This is a genomic window from Mesorhizobium sp. WSM4807 (genome assembly GCF_055811615.1).
This window is the reverse complement of sequence record NZ_JBVVQY010000007.1, coordinates 287,706-298,109: the sequence shown is the minus strand read 5'-3', so window position 1 is coordinate 298,109 and position 10,404 is coordinate 287,706. Positions and strand designations below refer to the sequence as shown.

Genomic DNA, 10,404 nt, shown 5'->3' with positions numbered 1-10,404 from the left:
CTTCCCGAATACGCGTATGCACGGGGTGCACTCGACACCCGCTTGCCATTGTCAGACTTAAGAGCGTTAGCCCACATTGACGGCCGTGCGCGGGAGTCAGGCCTTTCGCCAGATTTTTCGAGATCGATCCGGATTGGCGTGCCATCCCCCGGTCCAATTCATTGATCTCTGGAAACTATTTGCTGGTCGGTGCGAATCGGATCTCATCGCGGCTTCACGGCGCACTTCTACTTTCTCCACCTGTCGACTCGCCTTGGCGGACGTCGTGCCTAGATAAGCACACTGCGCTGGGCGAAACGATGCAGAAGGACCTGAGCATGCCTGAACAGATTACCCTGAACAAACCTGAACAGATCACATTGAATGATGGCTCAGCCATTCCCCAGATCGGCCTTGGCGTGTGGCAGGTCGATCCAGCCATCACGGCCCAGGTTGTGAGTTGGGGGATCCAGACCGGCTACAGATTGATCGACACCGCCGAAGGCTACCAGAACGAGGAAGGCGTCGGGCGAGCGATCCGCACGGCTGCCGTGCCGAGAAGCGAGTTGTTCATCACCTCGAAGCTGCGCAACGGCGCGCATCAGCGTGACGCCGCCCTGCGGGCCTTCGACGAGACGATGAGCAAGCTCGGCATCGAACAGATCGACCTGTTCCTGATCCACTGGCCAGTGCTCAGCCAGAGCAAATATGTCGGGGCGTGGAAGACGCTGATCGAACTCAGGAATGGCGGCCGGATCAGGTCGATCGGCGTTTCGAATTTCAACCAGGACCATCTGGAGCGGATCATCGGCGAGACCGGAGTCACGCCCTCGGTCAACCAGATCGAACTCCATCTCCGGTTTCAACAGCGCCACATCAGGGAATTTCATGGCACGCACAACATCCGCATCGAAAGCTGGAGCCCGCTGGGCAGCGGCCGGCTGTTGAGCGACCCGACCCTAGAAAAAATCGCCGGAAAACACCGCAAATCCGTGGCGCAGGTGATCATCAGATGGCACCTTCAGGAAGGACTGATCGTCATTCCCAAGTCGATCCACCAGGACCGCATCGCCGCCAATTTCGACGTCTTCGATTTCGAGCTGGACGCGGCAGACCTCGAGCTCATTCGAGGCATGGATTCATCAGACGGCCGCACCGGGCCGAACCCCGTCACGGCTGCGTTCCTGTTCTGACGAGCGACGGGACTCGGCCAGATCAGCGAAGGCGGATGGCGTGAGGGTAGCGGCCGCTTGGCGACGGCCGGCTGCCCGATGCCGAACCTGTACGCTGCGATTTGTTGTCGGCCAATGTCAGACAGCCGGTTTACTGACGGAAAAAAGCTGCAGGCCACCGGGAACACCTGCAAGTTCTGTCTCGCAATGCTCCTCAAACGTCAGGCCCGAACCGGCCATGAGATCACGAACGGTCCGGGACGCGATGATCTCACCCGGTCCGGCATGATCGAGCAGACGCGATGTCAGTTGAATTGCAATACCGGTGACGTCGTCGCCGCGCCTTTCGCATTCGCCAATATGGATTGCCGCGCGAACCCGAAGGCCGGATTCGCCCAGTCGACGACGGATCGCCAATGCGCATTGGATCGCTCGCGTTGGCCGCTGAAATACCGCTAGAAACCCGTTTCCGGTGCGCTTGATTTCCTCACCGTCCGCATGATGCAATTCCTTGCGTATCTCGTCATCGTGTCGCTGCATCAGATCGCGCCACGTCTGGTTGCTGGTGTTGACGAGAGCCGACGGCAACCCGACGACTTCCACGTGCAGCGCCGTGACAAGCACGCGCTCGCCCGGCGCTGCCGGCAAGGCGCCGGTGACGAAGGTCTGGATCTCGTCGACCAGGCGATCGGAATTCTCGCCCCAGATTACGTGATCACGGCCGGCAAGCTCGATGTATCTGGCGCCCTCGATATGCGTTGCCAGATAGCGCCCCTCTTCCGGTTTCACCCAGCGGTCCCCTGCCGCCTGGACGATCAGTGTCGGGACGTGAATGGCTGGGAGAAGGGCGCGAACATCGATTTCGGTGCCCCAGCGCCACAGCGCGATCGCGTCGGCAGGCGAGGCCGAATTCCTGAGATACGCGGCGAACCATTCCCTCTCGAAACTATCATTCATCAGGCTGGGCGCAGCGTTGCTCATATCTGCCGGCTCCCCCCATTGTCTCTCGACGGCGGCCAGATCTTCTTCCACCTGCTCGCTTGTCCTTGCCCAGGGATAATCCTTCGACCATCGGCCGCTGGCATAGGTTCCGTTGAGGACGAGAGCCGCCGTCCGCTCGGGATAGGTCGCCGCGAACAGCATGCACATGGGGCCGCCTTCCGAGCTGCCGAACAGAACCGTGTGCTTCGAGCCGACCGCATCCAGCACCGCCCGCATGTCTTCCATTCGCTCTTCCAGCGTTGGCAAACCGACATTTCGATCGGACAGTCCCGTGCCGCGCTTGTCCATGCGGATCAGGCGCGAGAAGGCGCCGAGGCGATGGAGCACATGCGAAAGCCGCGGCGACGACCAGGCAAGGTCAAGGTTGGAGACCCATCCAGGCACATAGATCAGGTCGACCGGCCCGTCGCCGGTCACCTGATAGGCGATGTTGATCCCGGCCGATTTGACATAATGGGTCGCGGGGCGCATCGGCTCGGCCGGGAACGCCGGCCGCGCGCCAGTTCGGGCTGGCGACGGTGGCGGTGTCTGGGAAGGCGGCGCCGAGGCGGCTATCCGGGAGGCGGCTTGCGACGTCATGCGGCGCGTCCGCAGGTCTTCATAGAGATGTCGGGTTTCCGGCTCGGGCTGCACGTTGAGTTCCCGCTGCAGCGCACTGCGGCAATTTTCATATTGCCTCAGCGCGAGAGTGAGCCGGCCCTGGACCGCATAGGCTCGCATCAGGGCGCGGTGGATATCCTCCCTCAGCGGCTCCATGGCGAGCAGGCGCGTTGCCGAGCGCACGCATGAGGCAGGATCGTTCGTGGTGCAGTAATGCGCGACGAGCTTGTCCAGTGCCGCGACAGCCATCGCCCTCAGGCGCTCGCGCTCGACCCGCAGCCAATCCTCGAACGGCTCCTCCTTCAGGCCGAAGCCGTCGAGCAGGTCGCCGCGATAGACGACAAGCGCCTGTTCGAGTTGCTCCGGTTCGGAACCGGCGGCCAGCGCCTCGAACCGCACGACATCGAAATCAAGATCGTCGAGATTGAGGGTAATGCTGTCGCCGTCGGTCAGGAACGTTCGGCCATCGGATGCGTCCATCCCTTTCCTGATGGCCGATAGGGCCTGTCGAAGGCTCATCCGGGCCTGCGCCTCACCGTTGCCGCCCCACAAAAGCGCTGCGAGCTTCTCGCGTGACTGGCAGCGCCCGGATTGCAAGGCGAGATAAGCCACCATGGCGCGCGCCTTGCGGCTGAAAACGGGGGCCGCCGCTGCGCCTCCGGCGAAGTCGAAACCGCCTAGCAGACAGAGATGAGGGTGCGCCATCGGATCCGCCACGCCACAACTTTGTTTGCGATCCTTTCCTGTAGTTGCCCCTAATTCAACCGTCATTTTCACCGGCCTGGCGTTTTCACGAATCCTTCACGCTGGCTGCAACGCGCCTCTCACGGCCGCGGTGGAAATTGTCCGGACGAGCAGCCCTTATTTCAGGAGGACACTATGCTACGCCCGAGTTCAGCCGAATGGCCCATCTGGCATGATGATCCCGGTCAAAATGCGCAGCCGCGCGGCGGCCCGTTACGCCACGATATTGCGCTTACGCATTACCTCGAGAAGCAGCGGGCCTGCCGGGTATCAACGGTCCGCTCGTTCGATTTCCGGACCACCGCGATCCGCGCATTCGCGCTGATCGCGCGACTTGGGCGTGATTTTTTCCGGCGACTGCATCCATTCAAACGGCGCATCGAAAAATGCAACTAAGTTGATCGACGATATTGGCTTGAGGCTGGCGCAGATCGAAGCAGAGATAAGCAAGTCGTTCTGGGGTCGGTTAGCACGGCAGCGGGTTTCGGCTCAATCTCAATGCCTTGTTTACAGTGAAAAGCTCCCCTTCCCGCTCAGCCTCATATCCCCGACCCATCCAGCAGCGGGACATCTTCTTCATCCCAGGGGCTCGGCAATGAACCCTTGCTCAGATTGGCTGTCGGCAGCGGCATCCAGCACTTCAGCTCGGGTTCGGCGTATTCAACCACGCGTCCGGGCGACGAGTCGGAAGCGCGCCATCCTTCGCTGCCGAACTGGTCGGCCCGAGACCAGTAAGCCAGGTCGACTTCCGCCGGCCCCTGTTCGGAGGGCCGAACCGTGACAAGGATTCGGCTGCCATCCCTTGGCGCGCTTGACATGTGACGCCACCGATCGGGCTCGTCCATCGTGTTTCCTCCTGCAGCCAGCATCTCGGCCGTCCAGACGAATAGTCGCTTCGCGTACAAGGCCGGTCAACCCGAACTTTGCGCAGGACAGTCTATAGTTGGCCGCCTGCCGGTCTGGCGCGACGTGGGCTCGCGGTCAGACCTTGGCCTTGACTGCCCAGGCTCTGGTTTTCAGGGGAATGGACCCGTCCTCGCCGCGCGGCAGACTCTCGCGGAGCCTCTCCATCAATCTCCGGCGAGCTGCGGGTTCGAGACTCATGCAATAGCCGGGCGCCGGCCCCGCCCCCAGGGTGAAGGGGTACCAGTAGTCTTCGAAGTCCTTGAACACAGCGGGCATCTCAATCCTGGTGGACTCGATGGAAACGAGGCCGGCCTTCTCCGCGAGATCGGTCAGTCCATCTCGTGTGCAAAATGGAAAACGCCTGTCTTCGGTGAGGTCGATGGCACCGGGGTCAAGCGCCGTCGCAGCGGTCCAGAAGGCCCGCATGAATTCCACCCCGCCGCCAGGATAATCCCACACGTAGAACCCGATCGTCGCTCCGGGGCCGGCCACCCGCCGCATCTCCGCGAGCGCCTTTTCCTTGTCGGGGATGAAGTTGAGAACAAGCGCCGACACGACGATCTCCTTGCTGCCGGATTCGACAGTCAGGGCCTGCGCATCGCCTGCGAGAAACTCGACACGTTTATCTGGCACGTTTGCACGCGCCTTGGCGAGAAAACCCTCCGATGGATCTATGGATACCAGGCTACTGGGATTGCAGCGCGCCAAGATGGCTGAGGACAGCGCTCCCGTTCCGCAACCCACTTCCAGCCAGTCGAGACCCTCCGCCGGATCGAGCCAATCCAGGAACAGTGGAGCGATCTGACGGCTCCAGCGCCCCATATAGAGGTCGTAGCTATCCCCGGCCTGCCAGGCGTCGTGACGTGTCGCCTCAGTCATCGCAATCCCCTCCCGAGATAAATTCAGATCATTGGGTCGCCGCAAGAATACGCTCGCCTCTCGCGCAGGAACAGAGGCCCAGGAACGTGTAACCCGGGTCGTACGCACTCGGATGCCTCGACCAGTTCTCCGCCCACCAGAAGCGGATCAACCCGAACTTTGCGCGAGACAGCTTTATCGTTCGCGGTTAATCTCCTCAGGCTGCAATCCGGACGGTGTTCGATGAAAAGCGAAGATTTGCTCGCCAACGCCACCCGTCTCGGCCCGGTTCATCTGCGCGTCATCGATATTCCAGCTGCCTTGCCGCTCTGGCGTGACGTGGTCGGTCTCGCTGTCCTCGCCAATGATGGCCGGACGGCCGATCTCGGCGTCGACGGCAAATCTCTGATTGTGCTGCACACCGGAGCGACGACCGCCCTGCCGCCAAAGTCGCGCGGTCTTTTTCATGTTGCGGTACACGTGACGACGCGCAAGGAATTGGCCCGCGTTGCCGCCCGGCTTCGGGCGTCTGGCGTCAGGCACGGCGCCCAAGATCATCTGGTATCAGAATCCCTGTACGTCTCCGATCTTTCCGGCAACGGCATCGAGGTCTGTTTCGATACGCCCGACCGCTTCGCATCCAGCGCGGTGACGGCGGACGGCAGCGTCGCGCTTGTTGCCAGGGACGGCACCACGCATTCCGGCCTCGAGCCGCTGGACCTCGACCGGCTGCTGCTCGAGCTCGACAGTGCGGATGGTGTCGAAGCCCCGCTGGCGGCGGATGCCTTCATCGGCCACATCCATATGCGCGCACGCTCGCCCGAAACGCTGATGGCGTTCTATCTGGGCGTGCTTGGCTTCAAGCCGCACATCCAGTCCAGATCGTTCGGATTGTTTGACTGCGGGACCGACGAGCGCCGGCACATGGTCGCATTCAACATCTGGGCCGGCGCCGAACTGAAGGAACCTCCGCCCGGCTCGGCGGGCCTCGAGCATTTCACAGTCATGCTTCCTTCCCAGGAGGATATGGCAGCGGTCGCGCAGCGGCTACGCCATGCCAACATCCCTGCTAGGCAGGCGGAGCGGGCGCTGGACGTCTTCGATCCGGAAGGAAATCACCTGCGAATGGTAGCCGCAGGGACTGATTGGCCATCGGTCCGCTAAGCGGCTTCCAGTAACCCGAGCTTGCCGTCCGACAAGGATCCAATCCAGAAGGAAATCGCCTGCTGCTGACGTCACCGGACGCGTTCGTGCTCAGCCTGCCCGGAACGCGAGGCTCCGCCTCATCAGTTGAATGCTGAGCGACAGGTCTCCGCTTCCGATGAACCAGGGAGACAGTATCCGGGACGATCTCAGTCCGCGATAGAGCAGATAGGGAAATCCGAGCGACAGGGCGATCAGCGCCAACTCGGAAGACATTCCGAAGTCACGCAGCGTGAAATGAACGAACTGATGGACGAACATGATCACCAGCGAGGCCGCCCCGATTTCCGCCAACGGAGCGATGCGCAAGCTCGGCATCTCCATGAAGCGGATGAGGCCGAGGATAAAGGTCGAAATCGCCAATGCAACGAGCAGGCCGAGAAGTGGGGGACCGAAGATGGCGTTCTTCATGCTGAAGGTAAAGTCGGACCCCGTCAGCGCCGCCGCGAGCGCGACCCCGGCAACCGCCACGACAAACACCGCCGACCACAGCGCGCTCATGCCGCGTTCGCGCAGGAAATGTCCGAACCAGAACGCGCCGATGGCGAGCGGCACGTTCGTCAGAGCCAGCGGCGCGCGCACTTCCTGCCAATAGGCCTGGATTGAATAGGCGAGGCCGACGGATGCGCCGACGAAGATCAGCATGCCGGGATCGGTCGGTCCGCTCGTCCTGATCGCGACCTCGTTGTAGACAAGTTGCGTGGCGACGAGGCAGGTGACGAACCAGAACACGCCGAGTTCGCGCGTCAGGTGCCGTCCGCCCAGCAGGGCGTCGGTGACGAGTTCCCTGATCTGCCAGGGCGCCGGGGTGTCGCCGCGCAAAAAGTCCACAACGAGCACGCTCGCCATGATCACGCCGAGAAACGTCACATAGGGGATGAGCAGGCCCTGGGCGCGCTTCCGGAAAAGCGCCTTCCTGTCCGTAACGGCAAAAAGGTAGCCGGATATGATGAAGAAGAACGGCATGAAGAACAGCGATGCCGCAAAGTAAATCGGGTGCGCCCATCGCCAGGTGCTGTGGTCGAGGACGTGGGCCATGACGACGAGGGTGATTCCCAAGCCCTTGGCGGTGTCCAGCCAGGTCTCACGCATGGGCAGGTTCAACTTCAGCGTTTCCTGGATACGGCTTATCGGCCGGCCCGGTCCTTCGGTTTCGATGGCGATTGTGCATTGCATCATACTTTGTGGCAAGTGCGAATTGGCTCGGCTTCCCGGATTGCCGATAGTCCCATTCAGTCGGCGAGACTCAGCATTCCGCTTGATTTTCCGCCGATCCTCACGCATTGTTGCGCTGCACAATTTCGGGATAGTGCCGATGTGTCAGTTCAGGGCCTTTCGATAGGAAACGTTGACCGGCACCGGTTACCGTTCTTGCGAGAGGCGGCAGGCTGTTGAAATCGATCGTGCTTTGACGTCGGATCGGCCAGGTCCGATTTGAGACAGCAAGGGATCACATACCAAGATGCTTCGCGACTTGTCCGCCTACAAGAAAATGATGATGCTCGGCATTATCGGGCTGCTGTTCGTCGCTGTCCTCGATGCCTTCAGCAACCTGCCGGTCGTTTCCGGCTGTGCGTTCTACGGCAACTGCGCGATCGATGGCTCCGCCGAAGCACCGATCGAGCTCAGCCTGGACCCGACAGAGCCATGAAGCCACCCGGGAAGATGGCGCTTATCGTCTATGACGGCGATTGCATCTTCTGCCAGAGCTATGTCCGCTTTGCCCGGCTGCGCGACGCGGTCGGTCCTGTCGAGTTGCTCGACGCGCGCTCCGCCGACCCGCGTGTTGTCGGGTTTCAGCGCCAAGGCTTCGACCTGAACGAGGGCATGCTCTTCGTTTTCGAGGACCACGTCTACCACGGCGAGGAAGCCATCAATCTCCTGGCGATCCTCAGTTCCTCTTCTACTTTTTTCGGCTGGCTTAACCGCAGGATTCTCTCAAACAGGACGGCCGCACGGCTGATCTATCCGGCGCTCAAGCTCGGACGCCGGGCCACCCTGAGGCTGCGCGGCCGCTCGCTCATCCCTGCCGACCTTGACCGGCGCTAATTCATGTCGCGCAAAAGTGCGCAGCGGTTTTGCGATAACGACATGAACCTAAAGCGTGACGCGTGAATCCTTACAAACGCGATGCGCTTTAGACATTTCCCGGCGAAATGGATGGCTGAAGCCGACTGCCCGGCGACGTCTACCAATTTCGTTCGTGAACATTCGAACAGCTCTCCTCCCAGAGCGGCGCTCAGTGGGTGCAGACCTTCGGCCGCGAGAAATCCACCAACTTGAAGGTAAGGAACTTTCGTTCGAGGAGGTTGGGCATTTCGCCTGCGAAGGTCGACGCGTTGGCGCGGGTAATTGTCTCGCCATCCTTCACGTAAGTCACCCAAGCCTCGGGCTTCAGGCGCAGTTGTTTCTTCAGATCGAGGAGGACGTGGTAATTGCCCGCTCGCGACTGCCGGACGAGATGGGGCTCCGAGGAATCAATGATCTTCACCACCTCGTTCTGATAGTTGAACAGGTATGGTGGTTTGGGAAAGAGCAGATGGTTGGTCTGGCCGGCTTCCGTGTGCAGATTGCTGAACATGTTGATAGAACTCTCCGTCTTGAGTCCGACATAGGGTGACAGGCAGGAGAGGAAGAACAAGCCCGGCACCAAATAGACCCAGAGCGGCTGGCGCGGCGAGGAAACGGTCCGGCAAGGCAGGTTCTGCAGAGCCACATAGGCCAGCACGACCATCGCCGCGCCAGCCACTACCGCCCAAATGAGGATCCAGACAGAGTGGACCATCATGTCGAAGGACCGCCCGGGAAAAGTATAGGTGAGCAGAATGACGAGAGTGACCGCGAATAGCATCACGGCCGCGCCCGGCAGCAAGATACCGATCCGGCCGAACGTTTCGCGCAGCGGATTGGTAAACTCCAGCGAGGTGCGATAGAGCGCCTCGCTAGTGGGCGTGGGGATGCTCAGCACATACAGCGCGAACACCAGGCTGGAAAAGTCCATGTACCAGGAATAAGCCGAGATCGGGATCACGTAATGGAAGACGAGTGCTAGGATGAACCCCACGGCGAAATAGCGCTTCCAGTAGAGGGACACGATCGCGATCGCCTCAATGACGAAGGTGGCGAAGATCGCAAGATACCGGCCAAAGAGATTGTCCTCGAGGCCGAACGGACGAGCCAGCGGAGCGTATAAACCCACCGCGCAACTCACGGAAGGATCGAGGAAGTCGGTGTTGATCTTGTGGAAGATGCCGTAGAAATACATGATGGCGAGCAGCGACCGGGCGACGATCCGGATCTGTTGATAAAGGTCCATCCGGGCCAGGGCGGCGCCACGGCCGGCGGCCCGCAGATAGAGCACCGCTGCGCTGAGCAGGATAGCCCCGTTCATCACCGCCGTGATCGTCTTGTTATTCGAAGCGACCGGCATGCGCAGCGCGTATAGCACAAGCGATACCATCACGAGCCCGATCAAAAATTCGGTCCGCCGTGGGTACAGCAGGAGTAGCAAGCTGAACAGGACGACCGACCAGCTCAGAGCGGCAAAAAGCGGCCCCTTGTAGCCAAGCATCGAGTAGATATCACCGGCGATACTGAAGATCGCCGCCATTGCCCAGAAAGGGGTAAATGCGGTCAACCCGTCAAATGTGTCGTCCCGACCGCTGACGTTCGCGACTTTGCCGCGACCAATGTTCCATAACGGTATGGCGCCTGAGAACTGCTGCTGCCCTATAGACACTAGTTAGACCCCCTCAAAGATCCTTTTGGCGGTTCTTTCGACGTCCAACTGGGGACGGCTTGCCGCCTTCGGAACCGTTGCTCTATGTTGCACTGCAACATCAGCACGGGTTTAGATAAGAGTCAATTCGGTGTCGTCGGTAGCTCCTCCTACTGGGCATCAGCCATTGAGAAACTGCTAGCAGGCACGGTGTAGAGCGGG

At 60.8% G+C, this 10,404-nt stretch carries 10 protein-coding genes; 5 read left to right on the top strand and 5 right to left on the bottom strand.

The features are described 5' to 3' along the window. Window positions 1-317: 317 nt before the first annotated feature. A complete protein-coding gene (locus AC0L3N_RS12410; protein ID WP_473547860.1) occupies window positions 318-1,172 on the top strand; it encodes an aldo/keto reductase in 855 nt (284 codons plus the stop codon). 117 nt (window positions 1,173-1,289) lie between these two features. Here AC0L3N_RS12410 and AC0L3N_RS12405 read toward each other — a convergent pair whose 3' ends face one another. Next, window positions 1,290-3,458 carry an alpha/beta fold hydrolase gene (locus AC0L3N_RS12405; protein ID WP_473547859.1) on the bottom strand — a complete coding sequence of 723 codons (2,169 nt, stop codon included), beginning with the start codon at window positions 3,456-3,458 and terminating at the stop codon, window positions 1,290-1,292. 174 nt (window positions 3,459-3,632) lie between these two features. Between AC0L3N_RS12405 and AC0L3N_RS12400 the strand changes: the two genes are divergently transcribed. Next, complete coding sequence (locus AC0L3N_RS12400; RefSeq protein ID WP_473547858.1) at window positions 3,633-3,893, top strand: hypothetical protein; 261 nt, start codon at window positions 3,633-3,635, stop codon at window positions 3,891-3,893. Between the two features lie 143 nt (window positions 3,894-4,036). Here AC0L3N_RS12400 and AC0L3N_RS12395 read toward each other — a convergent pair whose 3' ends face one another. Next, window positions 4,037-4,342, bottom strand: coding sequence for a hypothetical protein (locus AC0L3N_RS12395; RefSeq protein WP_023799134.1), 306 nt, complete (start codon window positions 4,340-4,342; stop codon window positions 4,037-4,039). Window positions 4,343-4,478: 136 nt separating this feature from the next. After that, window positions 4,479-5,282 carry a class I SAM-dependent methyltransferase gene (locus AC0L3N_RS12390; protein WP_473547857.1) on the bottom strand — a complete coding sequence of 268 codons (804 nt, stop codon included), beginning with the start codon at window positions 5,280-5,282 and terminating at the stop codon, window positions 4,479-4,481. A 222-nt stretch (window positions 5,283-5,504) separates the two neighbouring features. Between AC0L3N_RS12390 and AC0L3N_RS12385 the strand changes: the two genes are divergently transcribed. Continuing rightward, window positions 5,505-6,425: a VOC family protein gene (locus tag AC0L3N_RS12385; protein ID WP_473547856.1), complete on the top strand. Its 921-nt coding sequence runs from the start codon at window positions 5,505-5,507 to the stop codon at window positions 6,423-6,425. Window positions 6,426-6,515: 90 nt separating this feature from the next. Here the strand turns inward: AC0L3N_RS12385 and AC0L3N_RS12380 are convergent, their stop codons facing one another. Beyond that, a complete protein-coding gene (locus AC0L3N_RS12380) occupies window positions 6,516-7,568 on the bottom strand; it encodes an acyltransferase family protein (protein ID WP_473547855.1) in 1,053 nt (350 codons plus the stop codon). 370 nt (window positions 7,569-7,938) lie between these two features. Here AC0L3N_RS12380 and AC0L3N_RS12375 point away from each other — a divergent pair, with 370 nt between their 5' ends. Then, window positions 7,939-8,115 carry a hypothetical protein gene (locus AC0L3N_RS12375; RefSeq protein ID WP_473547854.1) on the top strand — a complete coding sequence of 59 codons (177 nt, stop codon included), beginning with the start codon at window positions 7,939-7,941 and terminating at the stop codon, window positions 8,113-8,115. Continuing rightward, entirely contained in the window at window positions 8,112-8,513 is a 402-nt protein-coding gene (locus tag AC0L3N_RS12370) for a DCC1-like thiol-disulfide oxidoreductase family protein (RefSeq protein WP_473547853.1), read from the top strand. Before AC0L3N_RS12375 ends, AC0L3N_RS12370 begins: the two co-directional genes overlap by 4 nt. 190 nt (window positions 8,514-8,703) lie before the next feature. Here AC0L3N_RS12370 and AC0L3N_RS12365 read toward each other — a convergent pair whose 3' ends face one another. Then, a complete protein-coding gene (locus AC0L3N_RS12365; RefSeq protein ID WP_473547852.1) occupies window positions 8,704-10,203 on the bottom strand; it encodes a thiol-disulfide oxidoreductase in 1,500 nt (499 codons plus the stop codon). Between the last annotated feature and the right edge of the window lie 201 nt (window positions 10,204-10,404).

Excerpts from the sequence above, each read along its gene's own strand:
- AC0L3N_RS12405 (WP_473547859.1), bottom strand. The coding sequence starts at position 3,458 with ATGGCGCACCCTCATCTCTGTCTGCTAGGCGGTTTCGACTTCGCCGGA.
- AC0L3N_RS12410 (WP_473547860.1), top strand. The coding sequence starts at position 318 with ATGCCTGAACAGATTACCCTGAACAAACCTGAACAGATCACATTGAAT.
- AC0L3N_RS12370 (WP_473547853.1), top strand. The coding sequence starts at position 8,112 with ATGAAGCCACCCGGGAAGATGGCGCTTATCGTCTATGACGGCGATTGC.
- AC0L3N_RS12395 (WP_023799134.1), bottom strand. The coding sequence starts at position 4,342 with ATGGACGAGCCCGATCGGTGGCGTCACATGTCAAGCGCGCCAAGGGAT.
- AC0L3N_RS12390 (WP_473547857.1), bottom strand. The coding sequence starts at position 5,282 with ATGACTGAGGCGACACGTCACGACGCCTGGCAGGCCGGGGATAGCTAC.
- AC0L3N_RS12385 (WP_473547856.1), top strand. The coding sequence starts at position 5,505 with ATGAAAAGCGAAGATTTGCTCGCCAACGCCACCCGTCTCGGCCCGGTT.
- AC0L3N_RS12400 (WP_473547858.1), top strand. The coding sequence starts at position 3,633 with ATGCTACGCCCGAGTTCAGCCGAATGGCCCATCTGGCATGATGATCCC.